Source organism: Achromobacter sp., from assembly GCF_032102605.1.
Classification (GTDB): domain Bacteria; phylum Pseudomonadota; class Gammaproteobacteria; order Burkholderiales; family Burkholderiaceae_B; genus Achromobacter.
This window is the reverse complement of the sequence record NZ_DAMDGT010000001.1, coordinates 790,213-808,448: the sequence shown is the minus strand read 5'-3', so window position 1 is coordinate 808,448 and position 18,236 is coordinate 790,213. Positions and strand designations below refer to the sequence as shown.

Sequence of the window (18,236 nt, the reverse complement as noted above, 5' to 3'; positions counted from 1 at the left end):
GCGCAGGCCCCCATGCAATCGGACACACTGGCAAGGCAGCTGAATTTCCTTCGAGAAATCGACAGGCTGAAAACCGTCATGCGGCAGTCGCCGCTGCTGGACAAAAGCCGCAAGGAAAATTCGGCAGAGCATTCCTGGCACCTGGCGATGTATGCGCTGGTGCTCAGCGATTACGCCAGCGGGCCTGTGAACACTCATCGCGTCATCCAGATGCTTCTGCTGCATGACATCGTGGAAATCGACGTCGGCGACATTCCGATCCACGGCGCGGCCGGGCAGGAATTGCAGGCCGAAAAGGAATCCCAGGCGGCGGCGCGCCTGTTCGGCTTGCTGCCGCAACCGCAAGGCGACCAGTTCCTCGGCCTGTGGCAAGAATTCGAGCAAGCGGAAACCGAGGACGCGAAATTCGCGAAGGCGTTGGACCGGTTTCAGCCCTTGCTGATCAATGTGTTCACCGATGGCGGAACGTGGACCGAAAGCGGCGTGTCGCTCGAGCAGGTCTTTTCTCGATATGGACCCGCCATCAAGCGAGGTGCGCCGCGCTTGTGGGCCGAGTGCGAAAAATGGGTAACCCGGCATTTTTCGGCCGATGCGGCACGCCCGGAAGCGTCGGACTGAGCTTCCGTCGTGGCTCGCGACGGCAGAACGCAGTTGCCGCCGCAAGCCGATTCGAATCCGCTCCCCACGCGCTTCAGGGAGCCACCTGATAACCGCGCTGCTGCATGCAGGTGGCGTAGGCGGAAGACGCGGCCGCGCTTTGCTGCGACTGGTTGGCGCGATCCTGGCGCCGGTCCTGCCGCTGCCGCGAACCGCCCACCACCGCCCCGGCCACCGCGGCATCCTTCGCCTGGTTCTGCCGGTATTGCTGCTTGGTGTCGTCATCCAACCGGTCATAGACCTCTTCGTGCTGCTGGCCGCGCGCGCCGGCGACCACCGCACCCGCCGCCGCGCCGGCGGCGGCGCCGCGGGCGCGCCCTCCCGCCTGCGGGCTGTTCGTGCTGGTGCTGCTAGTGCTGCCGGCCTGCGCCTGACACGCGGCAATATCCTGCTGGGTGGTTTGTGGAGACTGGCCGTTGAGCGGCGTCACGGTCTGCGCGGCGGCGGACACACAAACGCCGCAGAGCAAAGAGGCGACGCAAGGGAACATGGACTTTTTCATGAAAAACTCCATAGATATTCGTAACCCTGGACCTTGCAGACCGGCCGGGCGCGTTGTGCCAGGCATGCAGTGCTGCAATACGTCCACTTTATGCCTGCGTGCGCAAAAAACAAGCTTCGCGACCGAAGGCACGCTTAGGTCTGAACGCCGCGACGCCCTCGGCCGAAGCCGTTCGTCGATAACGCCATCAATCGGTCGGCAAGGACGAAGACGCCGAATCATTCAGCCGGCGCCGCGGCCCATTCCGCCCGCAGCAGCCCCATCATCCCCGTATCCCAGCGCGCGTCGCCCGCCCGCGTGGAGGAACGCCTGACACCTTCCAAGGTGAATCCAAGGCCTTCATACGTGCGAATGGCGGGCGTGTTGAACATGTAGACATTCAGTTCCAGCCGCTCGATCCCGGGCGTGCGAAACGCCTCGTCGATCATCAGCGCAACCATGGGCCGGGCCAGGCCCTGTCCGCGCTCCGCTGGCGCGATCGCCACCCGTCCCAACCGCGCATTGCCGTCGGTCCAGTCATAGGCCAGCTGCGCATGGCCCACCGGCTTGCCGTCCCGGCACGCCATCCAGCAGCGGCGAACGGGCGGCTGGGATTGGCCTTGCGCCAGCATTTCCGACAATTGATCCGCCGAAAGCGGATAGGACACGTGCGACCCGCCCCATTGCACCACGTCGGGCAAGCTCTTGAACCAATCGGCCAGCACGGCAAAATCCGAAGTCGCAAAGGGGCGCAGGGTCAGCATTGAAGGTGCCTCGTGAACGGCGGTTGAGTGCCGGGCATGTTATCGCGATCAGGTACGCTAACGGCAGCCATCAACCGGGAAAAATCCATGCTCGCGCTGCCGAACACGTCGATCATCGAAGGAAACGCCATCCGCTGGGGCCAATGCGGCCATGGCCCCGCCTTGGTGGCCATCCACGGCACGCCCTTTTCGTCGCAGGTCTGGCGCCGGATCGTGCCATTGCTTGCCGACCGCCGGACCGTCTACTTCTTCGACCTGGCGGGCTACGGCCAGTCGGAAATGCGCGACGGCCAGGACGTGTCGCTGGGCGTGCAGAACAAGGTGCTGGCGGCGCTGTTCAAGGAATGGGCCCTGGACCGGCCCGACGTGCTGGCCCACGATTTCGGTGGCGCCACGGCGCTGCGGGCCTATTACCTGGACGGACTTCGCTATGGATCGCTGACCATCTTCGACGCGGTTGCCCTGGCGCCGTGGGGCTCGCCCTTCGTGCAGCACGTCCGCCAGCACGAAGCCGCGTTCGCGGGCATGCCCGACTATATGCATCGCGCGCTGCTGAAGGCCTATCTGCAGACGGCCGCGCACAAGCTTTTGTCCGACGAAGCGCTGGACGTGTACAGCGCCCCCTGGTTGGGGCCGGTCGGCCAGCGCGCCTTCTATCGGCAGATCGCCCAGATGGACCAGAAGTACACGGATGAAGTCCAGGCGCTCTATGCGCGCATGGATTGCCCTGTCCAGGTCTTGTGGGGCGAACAGGACCAGTGGATTCCCCACGCCAGAGGCGAAACGTTGGTGGCATTGATCTCCGACCGGCCGCTGGTCTCGGTGCCGGATGCCGGCCATCTTGTGCAGGAAGACCGGCCGGAAGCCATCGTGGCGGCGGTGTTGAAACAGATCGCGGGCGGCTGAACCGGCCTGTTCCGAACGCACGCGCCGCCGCCACGCTTCAACCTGCCGTCAATTCGGCTTCAATTCGATGTCGCGAACCACCTGGCCCAGCAGCGCGTAGTCCGCCCTCGCCCGTTCCAGCGCCTGCGCTGGCGTGTTGCCTACGATCACCCATCCCAGTTCCTTCAGCTTGCGCTGGACCTCGGGCTCCTGAAGCGTGGTGGCCAGCGTCGACTGGATCTTGTCGATGGCGGCGGGCGGCGTGCCCTTGGGCGCCGCCAGGCCGAACCAGCCGGCCGGCACAAGTCCCGTGATGCCCAGTTCCTTGGCCGTCGGCACTTTGGGATAGCCCTCGAATCGGTAGTCGCTGGTGACGAACAGCGCCGTCGTCTTGCCCGACACCACGTAAGGAATCTGCGACGCGGCGTTGTCCATCATGGAATCCACGTGCCCACCAAGAATGTCATTCACGGCGGGAGCGGCGCCCTTGTAGCCGATGATGCTGAGGTTCACGCCGGCCAGCCGCGCGAACGCCGCCTGCGTCAGGTGGGCCTGGGTGCCCAGCCCGGCGTTGGCCGACGTAAGACCGCCCGCCTTTTGCCCGCTGAGCGACTTGAACGACGCGTAGTCCTGGGCCGGGAAATCCTTGCCCACGACGAACACGAATGGCACTTCAACGGCGATGGAAACCTGCGCCAGGTCCTCGACGGGGTTGTAGCGCAGCTTGTAGATGTGGGGATTCACCGCGATGGTGCCGCTAGCGCTGAGCAGCAGCGTATAGCCGTCCGGCGCGGCCTTGACCACATGCTCGGTGGCGATCGAACCGCCGGCGCCCGGCTTGCTGTCGACGATGACCGGCTGGCCCAGCTTGCGGGACATGGCGTCCGCCAGCAAACGCGTCATCGTGTCCGACGCCGATCCCGGCGCGTACGGGTAGACGATCGTGATGGGTTTGGTGGGATAGGCATCCGCCGCGTAGGCCTGTGTCAGCCCCATCGACATCGCGATTGCGGCGATCTTTGCGCCAAGACGTTTCATGGTTTTCCCCCTGTCTGTCGGGTTGTGTGAGTGATTTCTTGTATGACCGGAATCGCAAGCGCCGCGTACCAGTTCAGTTCTGCAAGCATGTCCTGCCGATACCAGCCTGCCTGATGCAGCAGGTTCAGGGACGCGATGGTCTGGCCGTTCCACCGAACCGGCACGTTCACGGCGCTTTCGCAGCCCAGCGAAAAGATCAGATCGTGATCCGGAAACGCCTGTCTGCAGGCTTCGCGGTCATCGCAGATCCGCGCCTGGCCTTCCTGCACCACCCGCGCGTAGAACTCGCTGTCCTCACGAATGGGCTTGGCGCCGGCCGTCGGATACGCCACGGGCTGGCTTGAATAGAACCTGCGGCTCACTCCCGCCTGCCGATCGAGGACCAGGACGGTGAATAGCCGGTAGCCGATGCGCGCCGACAACGCGGCGGACAACGCGGCCAGGCCGCGATCCGGCTGACCTGCCTGCGCCAATGCTTGCGCCACGTCGCCCAGCGGCCCTGCCTGCGCCATGAAATCGCTTGAACTCATCACCGCCTGTCCCGTGGAATCGTCGAAACGCATTTTGGGCTGCGGCGGCCATATCCCGCCAATGAATAAAGCTGAGATATCCATTACCATTTCTGCATGGATACCCCCTCGACCGATCCTTCCTGGACCCGCCGTCTCAAGCTTCGCCATCTGCAGGTGCTGGCGGCCCTGGAAAGCGCCGGCACCGTCACCGCCGCCGCCAAGGCGATGCACATGACGCAGCCGGCGCTGTCGCATTGGTTGAGCGACATGGAAGACCTGGTCGGCACGCCGCTATTCATTCGCGGCCGCACGCTGGAGCTGACCGAGGCCGGCTGCGCGCTGTGGCGGTACGCCTGCCGCGTCCTGGGAGACACCGCGCGCACCGGCGAGGAAATCGAAGCGGTCAAGGGCGGCGTGGCCGGCCACCTGCATATCGGCACGATTCTGTCTGCGGCGCCCATCTTGCTGCCGCGCGCCATTGCGGCGCTGCACCAGCGCTCGCCCAAGGTGCAGATCGAACTGGTGGAGGGCCTGCTGGAACCCCTGCTGGAACGCGTCGAACGCCGGGAGATCGATCTCATCATCGGCCCGCTGGACGTGCGCGCCAGCAGGTCCGGCCTGTGCACGGAATGGCTGATGACCGACACGTTCAGCGTCGTCGCCAGGCGCGGCCATCCCCTGGCCGAACTGCCGGCGCCCCGATGGGAGGATACGGAAGGATATCCGTGGGTATTGCCCCCGCCTGGCACCCTGTCGCGGGTGCGGCTGGATCAGGCGGTGGCCGACGCCGGCATGCCGCCACCCAAGCCCGCGGTGGAAACCAGTTCGCTGGTAGCGCTGTTGTCCATGCTGCAGGACCGCGACTACATCGCCACGCTGGCCAGTTCGGTCGCGCATATGTATGAACAGCTCAACCTGATCAGCATTCTGCGCATGCCTTCCCGCCTGGAATTCGGCCCCATCGGCATGCTTTGGTCGGCGGACTCGCCCAGCATCGTGCTGCCCGCCCTGCGGGAGACGCTGCGCGAGGAGGCAAAAAGCCTCCTCGATATCGGCGGGGCCAACGCCGCCGTTACTTGACGGTCGCGTACTCCAGCGTCTTGGGCGTATTGGTCAGCACGCGCGGCGTGTCGCCCACCACGACGGTGTCGTCCAACCGGAATCCGCCGATGCCGTAGGCATAGATGCCCGGCTCGGCCGAGTAAACCTCGTTGTCCAGCAGCGGCCGCTGGCAGAACGCCATGTCTTCCGGATACTCGTGATGGATGATGCCCACCGCGTGCCCGGTCCGATGGCGTATGAAGTCCGCATAGCCGGCCTTTTCGATCTCGGCCTGGGCCGCGGCGTCGATCATGCAGACGGGGTTGCCGGTGCGCGCCGCGCCAATTGCCGCCTCGTTGGCGGCCTTCGCCGCCGACCACAGCCGGGTCTGCTCGGCGGAAGGCGTGCCGCAGAACCAGGTGCGCTCGTTCTCGATGGTCAGGCCGTTCAGCCGCGGGATGACGATGTTGACCAGCACGTCGCCTTCCTTGATGCGCGCGCCGCAGGACGCGCCATCGCCGTGCGGCGACGCGGACGCGGGGCCGCTCAGGGTCCAGCAGCGGATCACCTCGAAGTGTTCCCCCGGAAAGCGGTTGGCGGCTTCCTGGACAAACAGCGACGCCATCGCGAAATCCAGTTCCTGCACCAGCCGGCCAGGCCGGATGTTCTCGCGGTAACGGTCCTGAATCCAGTCCGAAATGGAAGCGGCCGCCGCCATGACGGCCAGTTCCTCTTCGTGCTTTTGCCACCGCAACGACCGGCATTCCGCCGTCGCGCCGCGCAGGACGATTTCGGGCAGGATGCGGCCCGTCTGCGCCAGCACGGGGCTGCCGCCTTCGACGGCGATGCGCGATCGCGCCAGTCCCGCCGCCTTCAGGCGCGACGCCAGCACCTCGGGCAGCTGCGAGATCAATGGCAGGCGGTTCGTCACCCGCGGATGCTCCGCGTAGTACGTGATGTCCGTGATCCACACCTTGCCTTGCTCTTGCGAGAAGCGCATGTGGTGCGTGGACAGTTCGTTCATCACCAGGAAGGGGCTGCCGTTGCGCGGCACGACGGCAAAGATCGGGCGCTCCCAGGGCAGCACGTCGGTGTGGAAATTGGTCGCGAACTGGAAAAAGTCCGCCGACGTGAAGATGATGGCGTCAACGGCCAGGTCGTCCATCAGCGCGTTCATCTTGTCCAGCCGGTAGTGCCAGACCGCTTTCGTGAGTTTGGGCATGAGGTTTCCTTGTGATTGAGGTTCAGTCGTTGCTCAGGCCGAGCTGCCGGATCAGCGGCCCCCAGGTGGCGCTGTCGCGTTGCGTCCATTCGGCCACGGTCGCGGGCGCCGACGGCAGCGGCTCAAGCTGCAGCTCATCCAGGCGCGCCTTCACGGCGGGGTCGTCGAAGAAGCGGCGGGTTTCGGCATTCAGGCGCTCGAGGGCCTGGGGCGGCGTGCCCTTGGGGGCAACCAGCGCATACCAGCCCGGCAGCGGAAAATCGGCCAGGCCCAGTTCGCCCAGCGTCGGCACGTCCGGCACGCTGGCCGCGCGCTTGGCGCCCACCACGGCCAGCGGCACGACCTTGCCCGCGCGGGCTTGCACCGCGCCCGTGTTCAGCACATCCGCCATCAGTTGCGTCTGGTTCGCCATGACGCTGGTCAGCCCTGCCGCAGCGCCGTTGTACGGGACATGCGTAAGCGGCATGTCCAGGCGCTTGGCCAGCATTTCCACGACCAGATGCGTGGAATTGCCCTTGCCCGCGGACGCGAAGTTCAACGCGTCCGGATTGCCCTTGGCCTTTGCGGCCAGGTCATTCAGTGACCGGATTCCCGTCTGCGTGCTGGTGACCAGCAGGAACGGCGTATTGACCAGCAGGCTGATGCCATCGAAATCGCGGGCCGGCTGGTAAGGCAGGTCCTTGTACATGTGCGGGTTGAAGGCCAGATAGGAGATCCCGCTGACCAGCACCGTGTACCCGTCCGCCGGCTGCTTGGCCACGTAACTCGAGGCCAGGATGCCGTTGGCGCCCGGCCGGTTCTCTACCACGACCGGCGTCTTCAACTGGCGCGACAGGTAATCCGCCCACAGCCGCCCGATGACGTCCGTGCCGCCGCCCGCCGCCTGCGGAACCACCAGCTTGATGGGCCTGTCCGGATAACCGGCGGCAACAGCCCCTGCGCTTGCCATCAGCGCGCACGCAACCCCCGCCGCCCGAAAGGCGCGCGTCAGAAAACTTCCCTGCATATCTGTTTTTCCCCTTGATCCATCGAATAGGCCGTCCACTGACGGCCGGCTGTAAAGCCAGATGGATTATGGGGAGATCAGGCATTAGCGCCCAATGAATAAACCTGAGGGTTCCATAAGCGTTATTGCATGACAGGCCGGGCGATCTCGACCACCCATTCCACGAACGCCCGCACTGCGGCGCTCGCGCGCGCCTGGGGATAGACGATGGAAACCGGCACCGGCTCGCAGCGCGCATCCGCCAGCACCTCGCGCAGGCGTCCGCTGCGCAGGTAAACGGAAGCCGCAAGCTCCGATAGCTGGATCAAACCCAGGCCCTCAAGCCCGCAATGCAGATAGGCCTCGGTTTCGTTGACGGCGTAGCGGCTGGGCAGGCTGACCGACACGGACTCGCCATCCACGCGAAACCGCCAGTCCAAAGGACGGCCAGTGGCGTTGGACAGGTAGTTGACGATGCGATGCGCTTGCAGGCTTTCCACGGAATCGGGCTCGCCAAAACGGGCCAGGTACTTGGGCGATGCGCAGGTCAGCCAGGCCAGCTCGCCCAGGCTGCGCGCCACCAGCGAAGAATCGGCCAGCATACCGCTGCGGATCGCGCAGTCGATGCCTTCGTAGATCAGGTCCGCGGGACGGTCGCTCAAGCCCAGGACGACCTCAATGTCCGGATACCGCGCCTCGAATTCCACCAGCCGCGGCACCACGATGGCGCGCCCGACGATGCCCGGCATGTCGACGCGCACACGGCCGCGGGGTGCTTGCACGGCCGCAGCAACGTCGCTTTCCGCGCTGGAAATGTCGGCAAGGATGGCCTGGCACGCGTGCAGGTACCTCTCGCCCGCATCGGTCAGGCTCAGGCTGCGGGTGCTGCGGCGCAGGAGCGGCGTGCCCAGATGGGCCTCCAGGTTCTTGATCATCGTCGTCACCGAGGAGGCCGGCATCGCCAGGGATTGCGCCGCTTTGCTGAAGCTGCGCATCTCGACGACCCGCACGAAAGTCGCCATCGCTTGAAGTTTGTCCATAAGCCGAATCCACCAGAAGTGCGCGCGCCGCGTGCGGCGGCAAGCAGCCGATATTAACAACGCCCCTACCCTCGCCGCCGCGGCGTTCGCGCGTTGTGAATTCAGGCACGGCGAACAATGGCTGGCATGCGCGCTCCTACACTGAAAACCACTACGGGAGCGCATCCTTTTGCATCGTGATTGCGACGCGCCCCGCCCCCCTCATCACCTCCAAACGGGACATTCCATGAGCAACAACAACGCCATCCTGGTTCTCGGCGCAGGCCAGCTAGGCATGGCCATGCTGCGCCATCTGGCGCCTCGCGTGAACCGCATCGACGGCGCCTCCCTTTCCGTGCTGCTGCGGCCGTCGGCCATTGCATCCGCCGATCCGGCGAAGCAACAGGATCTGGCCGAACTGCAAGGGCTGCACGTCGCCATCATCGAAGGCGACCTTGCCGCGCAATCCAGCGCCAAGCTCGCCGCCACGTTCAGCCGCTACGACACCGTGATCTCCTGCACGGGCTTCGTCGGCGGACCGGGCGTGCAGCGCAAGATCGCCCGCGCCGCCCTGGACGCGGGAGTCAAGCGCTTTCTGCCGTGGCAATTCGGTGTGGATTACGACGTGATCGGACGCGGCAGCCCGCAAGACCTCTTCGACGAACAGCTCGACGTGCGCGACATGCTGCGCGCGCAACAGGCCACCGAATGGATCATCGTATCGACCGGCATGTTCACCAGCTTCCTGTTCGAGCCCGACTTCGGGGTGGTCGATCTGGCCGCCAATACCGTCAGCGCGCTGGGCAGCTGGGACAACGCCGTCACCCTCACAACCGCCGACGACATCGGCGCCCTCACCACCGAGATCCTGTTCGCCCAGCCGCGGATCTCCAACCGCGTGGTGCTTGTCGCGGGCGATACGGTGACGTACCGGGAAGTTGCGGATGCGTTGGATCGTCTGCGTCCGGGCAAGGTCACGCGGCGTGAATGGTCGGTGGCGGAGCTGAAGCGCCAATTGGCCGCGGAACCGCAGGACACGATGCGCAAGTATCGCGCCGTGTTCGCGGAGGGTCGCGGCGTGGCCTGGGACAGGGCGCGGACGTTCAATGCCGAGCGCGGCATTGGCGTCTGCGGGTTGGAAGCATGGATGCGAGAGAACCTGGCAAGGCCCGATCAGGAGCGCCCCGCGGCGGCTAGAGGTCGGATATCCGAAACGCTTATATCTGAATAAACCATAAACCTATAGTGCTTTAGAACCGATTGACATAAGGGCGGGCATTGCTGATGATGCGGAAGGCCGCAGCCGCGGACCGACATAAGCACAACACCGCGCCTGCCCTGCAAGGCGCGGCTACCAGGGAGCCATGCCATGGAGACAACCCCTCACAATCCCACCCGGCGCCGCCTGCTTGCCGGCAGCGCTGGCGCGCTGGCGGCGGCCGGCCTGGGCGCACCCACTCTCGCCAGAGCGGCCGATGCGCCCGCCAAACCGGCCGCCGCGGCGGCCAAGGCGCTGCCGCCCTATGCTGCGTGGAAAGACGCCGACAGCGTCATCGTGCACAGCGCCAACACCATCGAAACCAAGCGCAGCGCCTTTGGCGACGGCGTCATCACGCCGTCGCGCCAGCTCTACGTGCGCAACAACCTGCCGCCGCCCGACCCCTCCATCCTGGATGACCGCGATGCATGGAAAGTGGAGATTGCCGGCGTCAAGCAACCGCGCACGCTGACCGTGGGCGAACTCAAGACGCTGGGCGTCGAATCCATTGCCACGGTGCTGCAATGCTCCGGCAACGGCCGCGGATATTTTCCGCACAAGCCCAGCGGCACGCCCTGGCAGGTCGGCGCCGCCGGCTGCGTCATGTGGACGGGCATTCCGATCCGCACCCTGGTCGAATACCTGGGCGGTGTCGAAGGCGCGCCCGCCTACATGACCGGCACGGGTGGCGAAACGCTGCCCGAAGGCCTGGACCCCAAGTCCCTGATGGTGGAACGATCGGTGCCGCGTGAAGCCATGCAGGACGCCCTGCTGGCCTGGGAAATGAACGGCGAGCCCCTGTCGTTGGCGCATGGCGGCCCCCTGCGGCTAATCGTGCCCGGCTACACCGGCGTGAACAACGTCAAGTACATCAAGCGGCTGGCCTTCACCGCCGACCAAAGCCCCGCAAAAATCCAGCAGACCGGCTATCGCCTGACCCCGATGGACGCCAAGCCCGATCCGAGCCAACCGTCGGTATGGGCCATGGATCCCAAGTCCTGGATCACCGGTCCCGGCGCGGACGGACAGGCCGTCAAGGCGGGTCGCGCCGTCGTGCGCGGCGTGGCCTTTGGCGGCATGAACGCCGTCAAGAAGGTGGACGTGTCCATCGACGGCGGCAAGACCTGGAAACAGGCCGCGCTGATCGGACCGGACCTGGGCAAATACGCGTGGCGCCAGTTCGCGCTGCCCGTCGAGCTTTCCGCCGGCCAGCACATGCTGATCAGCCGCGTGGAAGACACGCAAGGCAATGTGCAGGTCGAAAAACGTTCTGACAATGCGCCCGGCTATGTGAACAGCAGTTGGCGCGACCACGCGTTGACCGTCAACGTGACCTGACCAAGGCGGCATCGATGCAAAGTGATTCGTTGTATGTTGCGCCCCGCCGCCCGTTCGGGTGGCGGTTTTCGTTTGCTTTCGCGGCGAGCCTGCTGTGCCTGGCAGGACAAGCGGCGCGCGCCGCCGAGGCCACCGACGCCGAGGCCGGCCGCGCCCTGTTCCTGAAGGGCGCAACGCCGGCCTGTGCGGTTTGCCACACCCTGGCCGACGCCGGCTCGGCCGGCACCATCGGCCCGAACCTGGACGAACTGAAGCCGGACGCCGGCCGCGTCGCCCAGGCCGTCCGCAACGGCATCGGCGTCATGCCGGCGTTCGAAGCGTTAAGCGATGCCGACGTGCAGACGCTGGCAAAGTATGTGTCCAGCGCAACCGGGGCTGCGCAGTAACCCAGCGGGGTGCGCAGTAAACCTACGGGGGATGCGCCGTAAGCTTGCGGGGGCTGCCGCGCCCCCGTTATTGCTTTCCATCGTGGTACGCTTTTCGCCGCCCCGGCGCTCGGCGGCCAGCGCCGATAGACTGCCGCATCAGACTCCGGTCTGTTGATCGCTGCCTTTCAATGATGCGCCCCCCTGCCGACGCACAAGCGTCGTGCGGCTTCCATGGACGACGTGACCAAACCAATGACCGTTCGACGGATTCTCGCGACGCTTGCCGCGCTGACCTTCCCGCCCCTGCTCTCCGCCCAAACACCATCCAACGCTGTGGCCCTTACCCCGCAGGGCTCGACGACATGCAGCTTCTCGGGTTGGACGACCGACGTGAAGCCTTTCATTCAGGTCCGTGCGGCGGCGTCCCCCGACGCCAAGGCTGTGGGCACCCTGCCCACCACACGCGGCGAAAGCCAGGCCCCCAACGTCGACTACTACAGCGTCACCTTCGACGTGACCGAAGCGCGCGACGGCTGGCTCAAGATCCGCAACGCAAGCGACGACATGAGCGGCGGCGACCACAACAAGCCGCGCCCCGTGTACCAGGGCGAAGGCTGGATCGCGGCCGCCGACGCGCAGGTCGGCATACAGTCGGCGCGCGGATACGCCCGACCGGATGCGGGCAGCGAACGGTTGCTGGACCTGGGACACGACTGGCTTACCGAAAGAGCCACGCTGCAAGGCATCGTCGCGTGCGACGGCGAATGGCTGCTGCTGGACTACGAAATGCACAGCAGCGCCACCTTCGAGCGGCTGGAGCCCAAGGACCGCACGCGTGGGCGGGCTTGGTTTCGCGGTGTGTGTTCGTCTGCGGAGACGACGTGCGACATGCGGTCGGTGGATAAGTAGCGCTATACGGGCGGAATAACCCTTCGCTCCATCAACACCCCCAGCCAGTGCTTCACGCATGCCTCGGTGTCATAAGTCTGCGTAAAGCCCGCCTGCTTGATCTTCACCGTGCTGACAAAGGCCGGCGGCGGCGGTGTTTTCAGGCCGTAGCCGAACCGCGCGTCGGCGGAAAAATGGGATTCACCCAGGATCTGCGCCATGCTCAGCGGACGCAAGCCATGCCGCTTGACGATCTCGTCCCACAGCGACGCGCGGCTGGGCAGGTATTCCGCCAGGCGGACAGGCTGGTCCGGGCCCGGTTCGACGCCCAGAAAGTCCGCCAGCGACGGCCACAGGTCGCGCCAACTGAAGACTTCGCCGTTGGTCAGGTTGTAGTGCTCGTTCCAGGATTGCGGATTCTCCGCGGTCCAGACGCCCGCATCGCCGATCAGCCGCACGTCCACGGCTTCGCGCGGGTAGGAAATGTGCCCCGGATAGCCAAACGACTTGCCTTCGGCGCGGCACAGCGCCGCATAGACACCGATGACCGGGACGGTATTCATGGCCACGCCGACGTTCGGCCCAACCACGATGGTGGGACGGAAGATCGTCCAGCCAAAGCCGCACTGCGCCGCCTTTTCCCGGATGTAGTCTTCCTGGAACCAGTAGGAATTCGGATGGTCGTCCCGGGGTTGACGCTCGCGCGCCGGAATGCGGATGGGGTGCAGATGCACGCCATAGGCCTTGGTGCCCTGCAACACCGTGACGTGGCGCAGCGCCCCGCTGCGGGCCAGCGGCTCGATCACGTTCCGGATCATGTTCAGGTTGGTGGCCATCTGCTCCGGGTCCTGCCAGCCCGCAATCAAGCCAGGCTTTTCATACACGGCCGCATAGAACACATGCGTGACTTGCGGCAGGGACTCGAAGGCGCGACGACAGGCGTCGGCGTCCTGCAGGTCCACCTGCAGATGCGTGAACGGCCGTTGGCTGACGATTTCCGGGCGACGCCGGGAGACTGCGATGACGTCCCAGCCCGCGTTCAGGAAGGAGTCGACGGCAGCGGATCCGACCAACCCGCTGGCGCCAGTGACGATAACGGTGCGCGACATGATGCCCTCAGTCCATGACCAGGTTGATCTGCTTGAACAGCTCTTTGAAGCGCGCATGCTCGTCCGACATCCGCTTGCCAAAGTCGGCGCGGCTGTCCGACGACGGAACAATGCCCAGGCCCGCGAACTTCTCCTGCGTTTCGGGGTTGTTCACCGCCTTCATGATCTCGTCGTGCAAGCGATCCAGGATCGCCTGCGGCGTACCGGCAGGCGCCACGATGCCATACCAGGCAACGCTTTCCGCGCCCGGCAGGCCGGCTTCGGCAACGGTGGGCACGTCCGGCAGCAGCGGCGACCGCTTGGTGTCCGCCACCGCCAGGGCGCGCAGCTGGCCCAACTTTACGAACGACAGGATGGGCGGCACGCCGCTGATGACCATCTGCGTGCGCCCGCCCAGGGTGTCCGTAATGGCGTCGCTATTGCCCTTGTAGGGCACGTGCAGGATTTCGGTCTTGGACAGGTGCTGGAACAGCTCGCCCGCGATATGACCGCTGGTGCCGACACCCGCCGAGGCGTAATTCACCTTGTTCGGATTGGCCTTGATGTATTCGATCAATTCCTTCAGGTTCTTCACCGGGACTGATGCGTTGACCAGGATCACGTTCGGGCCAGTGGCCACCAAGGCCACAGGCGCCAGGTCTTTGAGCGGGTCGTAGGGCATCTTGCTGCGGGCGTTGGGATTGACCGTGATCGGCCCCGCGGACGCAAAGCCGATGGTGTAGCCGTCCTTGGCGGACTTGGCGACAAGGTCGGTGCCCAGGTCGCCGCCGGCTCCCGGCTTGTTCTCCACGATCACCGGCTGGCCGAGCTGCTCACCCAACGGCTTGGCGACCAGGCGCGCGATGATGTCGATGGAGCTGCCCGGGCCGAAGGTGGCGATCAGGCGGATGGGCCGCGCGGGATAGGCGTCGGCGGCCTGGGCGCTGGTGAACGCGGCCAGGCTCAGAGCCAGGCCGGCAATCAATCGAGAAGAAATCATGATGTTGTCTCCGGTGTGCGGTGGTTTTTCTACGTGAATGGGCTTCGTGGCAGGCGGATCAATCGCTGTGCGAATACATCGGCTTGCCGGGATGCGGCAGGCGGGCGCGCAGAATGACGCCCTGCTCCGCTTCGGTGATGTACAGGGTGCGCATGTCCTCGCCGCCAAAGGCAACGTTGGTGGTGCGCATGCCTGCGCAGGACCGTATGCGGTAAAGAGGTTCGCCCAACGGACTGAACAGCCACACGGTGCCCGCCTGCGCATGCACGATGGCCAGGTTGCCGGCGCTGTCGATCGCCATGCCGTCCGGCCCCGCGGTGCTGCCCGAAAGCTGGATGAATCGGCTGGCCTTCTTCATCTGGCCACCGGGTTCCAGGCGCAGCGCATAGATCGCGTTGTCGTGCGTGATCGCCACATAAAGCACGTTCTCGGCCCTGTTCATCACCAGGCCATTGGGCCCGGCCAGGCCATCCATCAAGAGATCCACGGTCTTGCCGTCCGCGCGCAAACGGAAAACACGGCCCGTTGGATTCTCCAGCGCGCTTTCGCCCTGATCCGTGAAGTACAGGTCGCCGTTGGAGGCAAAGAACAGATCGTTCAGGCCCTTCAGGCCTTCGCGCTGCACATGCTGCAGATACGGCCGGATGGTGCGGGCTTCGGGATCCAGCAGCATCAGCCCGTGCAGATGATCGGCAACAAAGATGCGCCCGTCGCGATGGATCTTCAGGCCATTGGGCTCGCCGTCGTAGCTGACGATGACCTCGAAGTTGCCTGCCGGGTCCACGCGCAGGATGCGCCCATGCGCCAGATCGACGCACCAGAGATTGCCCGCGCGGTCGAAAGAAGGCCCCTCCAGGAAGGAGTGCATCTTCACGTGACGCGCGGCCAGCCACGTCGAAGGCTGATCGGTCAGGTGCAGGGATTCGGGCAGCCGGGCGAATATCTCGGTGCCCATCGGTTCAGCGGGAGGATACATGGAGGGTCCTTTCAGGATTGCGGTTGACTGGCCGGAAGCGCAATGCCCAGCATCAGCGAACTGAGCGACTTGCCGTGCGGATCCAGCCGCAGCGACCGCGTGACGCCGCCGGACAGCACGTTCGGGATCACGAAATTCAGCGCCTTCAGGCTTTCAACCTCGTAACGCCGCACCTTGCCCGCGCCCAGATGCGCAAAGGCCTGCTCGACCCGTTCGGCGGTAAGCGCCTGGCGCAAGATCCGCCAGCCGTCGTCGTCATAAGCAATGACGGCGATGCTCGACGTATTGCCCTTGTCGCCGGCGCGCGCATGCGCCACGTCATAAACCAGAATGCTCATCGTCAGGCTCCCAAGGTGATCACTTGCGGGGTGACCCAGTCGCGCGGAATCAGCAACGCATCCACGGCAATCACCTCCTTCGCGCCCAGATTGACCGGACCGCCTGCCCCATACGGACCCTGCATGTTCAGCTGCCGCACGTGATCGCCAAGCAGGTGGGCGCTCTTTTTGTCCGGGCAGCGCGCCGACACCCGCAGCCGGACCTCGTAGGGTTGGCCGGCCAGCGCTTGCGCAGCGTCCCCATGCAGGCTGCTGATGCCGATCAGATCAACCTGGATCTCGCTGGCCACGCCGCCATCCAGGCGGAACCGCTTCTTTACCGTGTCGGCCGCCAGCCGCGCCCGGGCGATCGCGTTCACACCCGCGTAAGCGACCTCGCCCGTGCCGATCCAGCCATCGAAGTAGCCGACCACGACCTTGTAGCGATCGGTGCGCGGCGCCGCGTGAATACCGCGCACCGCCACCCGGTCGGCGTTCTGTTCCTCGAAATGCAGCCCATCCAGACTCAGCACGCAATCAGGCGTGATGTAGGCCCTGGGGTCGTGAATTTCGTACAGCGCCTGCTCGGTGCAGGTCATGCGGTCCAGGCGTCCGCCCGAGCCGGCTGGCTTGCCGATGTAAAGCTCGCCATCGCTGTAGAGATCGGCATAGGGATAGGCCAGTTCGGCCAGGCGCGGAACATCCTTCTTCCCCGGATCCGCAAAATAGCCGCCGGTGACCTGGGCGGAGCACTCCAGCAGATGACCCATGATCGTGCCGGCCGCCAGCCTGGGCAGGTCGTCGTAGCCCCAACCGTGATGATGCAACGCCACCCCCAGAAACAGCGAAGGATCCGCGACTCGGCCCGTCATCACCACGTGCGCGCCGGTCGCCAACGCATCGCGGACCACATCGGCGCCCAGATACGCGTTAGCCGAGGCCAGTTGAGGCAGGATAGCCTCCAGCGGCAGGTCGCGGTCCATCAGCCGCAGTTCAGGATGCTGGCGCACGCGGTCCGCCACGTCATCGCCAACCACGGCGGCGCACTTCAGTTCATGCCACCCAAGCTCGCGCCCGATATCCAGCGCCGCCTGCGCGGCCCCGGCCGGATTGGCCGCGCCCATGTTGGACACCAGCCGCACCCCCTTCTCCCGGCATGCCGGCAAAAAAGCGCGCATGCGCTCCTGCAGCATCGGGTTATAGCCGTGCGCCCCGTCGTGCTTGCGCGACAGCGTCTCGCGCGCAATCGTCCGCTCGGCCAGGCACTCGCACACCAGGTAATCAATATCGCAATCTTCCAGCAACGGCATCGCGGGGCCAATGCGGTCATCGGCCATGCCGGCGCCGACGCCGATGCGCAGCCGCTTGCGCGGGTCATTCATGTCTGTCTCCGTCCGTGTGTTTACGGTTCGGCCCAGTATCGTGCGATGCCGTTGATTTGGAAATTGATATATTTACATCTTGGTGATAATCCAAACGCATCACGCAGCGATGACCCTGACCATCTCCGAACTCGAAGCCGTCCTGTTGGTGGCCGAAACGCTCAACTTCCGCATGGCGGCGGAACGCGCGCATATCTCGCAGCCAGCCCTGAGCCGGCGCGTGCAGGCCGCGGAACAAAAGCTCGACGCCCGACTCTTCGACCGCGACAAACACGGCGTCGCCCTGACCGCCGCCGGCGCGGAACTGGTGCCCATCGCCATGCGCATGCTGTCCGAATTCCGCGACTCGCTCAGCGACCTCTCCGAATTCATCGCCGGCCGATGCGGCAGCATCAACGTCTGGGCCCTCCCCTCGGTCGCCTCCGCCCTCCTGCCCGCAGCGGCGCGCGCCTTCCAGAAGTCGCACCCCCAGGTCCGCCTGAACATTCACGCCGTCTCCGCCCGCCAGATCACGCAAGCCGTCGCGGACGGCAACGCCGACATCGGCATCTCCATCGAAGTTTCCGACCAGCCGTCCAGCGTGACCTTCTCTCCGCTACTGCAAGAGAAGTTCGTGCTCATCTGCCCGATCGACGACCCGCTTGCGCGCAAAAAACGCGTCGACTGGAGCGTCTTCGCCGACCGCCCCTACATCGCAAGCGGCCCCGCCAGCAGCATCCGCCAGGTCACCGACCGGATTCTTGCGGCGTCGGGGCGGATGCCGGAGATGAACTACGTCTCCGACAATATTTCGGTGGTGGGTGCGATGGTCGCCGCCGGGGTTGGTATTGCTGCGGTTCCGCAGTTGGCGTTGAGGCTGATGGATGCCACGCGGCTGTGCAGCTTGACGCTGCATTCGCCTACGGCTTCGCGGGAGATTGGGATATTGCTGAAGAAGCAACGGTCGTTGTCGGCGGCGGCGTTGCGGTTTTTGGAGACGTTGAGGGGGATGGAGGCGCGTTAATCCATCGAGGCGCC

At 65.3% G+C, this 18,236-nt stretch carries 20 protein-coding genes; 8 read left to right on the top strand and 12 right to left on the bottom strand.

The annotated features are described in order from the left end of the window. The first annotated feature begins 12 nt into the window (after positions 1-12). Positions 13-618: an HD domain-containing protein gene (locus RT614_RS03810; protein ID WP_313620388.1), complete on the top strand. Its 606-nt coding sequence runs from the start codon at positions 13-15 to the stop codon at positions 616-618. Between the two features lie 73 nt (positions 619-691). On the opposite strand, the gene RT614_RS03805 is transcribed toward RT614_RS03810, so the two are convergent. Further along, positions 692-1,159 carry a YMGG-like glycine zipper-containing protein gene (locus RT614_RS03805; protein WP_313620387.1) on the bottom strand — a complete coding sequence of 156 codons (468 nt, stop codon included), beginning with the start codon at positions 1,157-1,159 and terminating at the stop codon, positions 692-694. Positions 1,160-1,377: 218 nt separating this feature from the next. Next, on the bottom strand, positions 1,378-1,902 hold the full coding sequence (locus RT614_RS03800) for a GNAT family protein (RefSeq protein WP_313620385.1): 525 nt from the start codon (positions 1,900-1,902) through the stop codon (positions 1,378-1,380). Between the two features lie 87 nt (positions 1,903-1,989). Here RT614_RS03800 and RT614_RS03795 point away from each other — a divergent pair, with 87 nt between their 5' ends. Continuing rightward, entirely contained in the window at positions 1,990-2,808 is an 819-nt protein-coding gene (locus RT614_RS03795) for an alpha/beta hydrolase (protein WP_313620383.1), read from the top strand. A 48-nt stretch (positions 2,809-2,856) separates the two neighbouring features. Here the strand turns inward: RT614_RS03795 and RT614_RS03790 are convergent, their stop codons facing one another. Next, on the bottom strand, positions 2,857-3,825 hold the full coding sequence (locus RT614_RS03790; RefSeq protein ID WP_313620381.1) for a tripartite tricarboxylate transporter substrate binding protein: 969 nt from the start codon (positions 3,823-3,825) through the stop codon (positions 2,857-2,859). Next, positions 3,822-4,388, bottom strand: coding sequence for a GAF domain-containing protein (locus RT614_RS03785; protein ID WP_313620380.1), 567 nt, complete (start codon positions 4,386-4,388; stop codon positions 3,822-3,824). The genes RT614_RS03790 and RT614_RS03785 overlap by 4 nt, the downstream gene beginning before the upstream one ends. Before the next feature lie 63 nt (positions 4,389-4,451). Between RT614_RS03785 and RT614_RS03780 the strand changes: the two genes are divergently transcribed. Beyond that, on the top strand, positions 4,452-5,417 hold the full coding sequence (locus RT614_RS03780) for a LysR family transcriptional regulator (protein ID WP_313620379.1): 966 nt from the start codon (positions 4,452-4,454) through the stop codon (positions 5,415-5,417). On the opposite strand, the gene RT614_RS03775 is transcribed toward RT614_RS03780, so the two are convergent. The 3 genes from RT614_RS03775 to RT614_RS03765 form a co-directional block, all read right to left on the bottom strand. Beyond that, positions 5,410-6,600, bottom strand: coding sequence for a M24 family metallopeptidase (locus tag RT614_RS03775; RefSeq protein WP_313620377.1), 1,191 nt, complete (start codon positions 6,598-6,600; stop codon positions 5,410-5,412). The genes RT614_RS03780 and RT614_RS03775 overlap by 8 nt on opposite strands. A gap of 22 nt (positions 6,601-6,622) precedes the next feature. Further along, on the bottom strand, positions 6,623-7,606 hold the full coding sequence (locus tag RT614_RS03770; protein WP_313620375.1) for a tripartite tricarboxylate transporter substrate binding protein: 984 nt from the start codon (positions 7,604-7,606) through the stop codon (positions 6,623-6,625). Between the two features lie 122 nt (positions 7,607-7,728). After that, positions 7,729-8,625, bottom strand: coding sequence for a LysR family transcriptional regulator (locus RT614_RS03765; RefSeq protein ID WP_313620373.1), 897 nt, complete (start codon positions 8,623-8,625; stop codon positions 7,729-7,731). 226 nt (positions 8,626-8,851) lie between these two features. On the opposite strand from RT614_RS03765, the gene RT614_RS03760 reads away from it, so the two are divergent. The 4 genes from RT614_RS03760 to RT614_RS03745 all read left to right on the top strand — a co-directional run bounded on the left by RT614_RS03760 (position 8,852) and on the right by RT614_RS03745 (position 12,477). Next, positions 8,852-9,835 (top strand): aromatic alcohol reductase, encoded by a 984-nt coding sequence (locus tag RT614_RS03760; protein ID WP_313620371.1) that lies wholly within the window; start codon positions 8,852-8,854, stop codon positions 9,833-9,835. A gap of 138 nt (positions 9,836-9,973) precedes the next feature. Then, the gene (locus RT614_RS03755; protein ID WP_313620370.1) at positions 9,974-11,200 is read left to right on the top strand and encodes a sulfite oxidase; all 1,227 of its coding nucleotides are present in this window, start codon (positions 9,974-9,976) and stop codon (positions 11,198-11,200) included. A gap of 14 nt (positions 11,201-11,214) precedes the next feature. After that, positions 11,215-11,586, top strand: coding sequence for a cytochrome c (locus RT614_RS03750; protein ID WP_313620368.1), 372 nt, complete (start codon positions 11,215-11,217; stop codon positions 11,584-11,586). A gap of 372 nt (positions 11,587-11,958) precedes the next feature. Next, entirely contained in the window at positions 11,959-12,477 is a 519-nt protein-coding gene (locus RT614_RS03745) for a hypothetical protein (protein ID WP_313620367.1), read from the top strand. A 2-nt stretch (positions 12,478-12,479) separates the two neighbouring features. On the opposite strand, the gene RT614_RS03740 is transcribed toward RT614_RS03745, so the two are convergent. From RT614_RS03740 to RT614_RS03720, 5 genes are read right to left on the bottom strand one after another with little or no spacing between them, the layout of a single operon-like run. Continuing rightward, positions 12,480-13,565, bottom strand: coding sequence for an SDR family oxidoreductase (locus RT614_RS03740; protein WP_313620366.1), 1,086 nt, complete (start codon positions 13,563-13,565; stop codon positions 12,480-12,482). 7 nt (positions 13,566-13,572) lie between these two features. Then, positions 13,573-14,544: a tripartite tricarboxylate transporter substrate binding protein gene (locus RT614_RS03735; protein ID WP_313620364.1), complete on the bottom strand. Its 972-nt coding sequence runs from the start codon at positions 14,542-14,544 to the stop codon at positions 13,573-13,575. A gap of 58 nt (positions 14,545-14,602) precedes the next feature. Continuing rightward, positions 14,603-15,520, bottom strand: a complete 918-nt coding sequence (locus RT614_RS03730) for an SMP-30/gluconolactonase/LRE family protein (protein ID WP_313620362.1) — start codon at positions 15,518-15,520, stop codon at positions 14,603-14,605. Positions 15,521-15,531: 11 nt separating this feature from the next. Then, positions 15,532-15,858: a hypothetical protein gene (locus RT614_RS03725; RefSeq protein ID WP_313620360.1), complete on the bottom strand. Its 327-nt coding sequence runs from the start codon at positions 15,856-15,858 to the stop codon at positions 15,532-15,534. A gap of 2 nt (positions 15,859-15,860) precedes the next feature. After that, a complete protein-coding gene (locus RT614_RS03720; RefSeq protein ID WP_313620359.1) occupies positions 15,861-17,219 on the bottom strand; it encodes an acyclic terpene utilization AtuA family protein in 1,359 nt (452 codons plus the stop codon). Between the two features lie 109 nt (positions 17,220-17,328). Here RT614_RS03720 and RT614_RS03715 point away from each other — a divergent pair, with 109 nt between their 5' ends. Further along, a complete protein-coding gene (locus tag RT614_RS03715) occupies positions 17,329-18,222 on the top strand; it encodes a LysR family transcriptional regulator (RefSeq protein ID WP_313620358.1) in 894 nt (297 codons plus the stop codon). Positions 18,223-18,236: the final 14 nt, after the last annotated feature.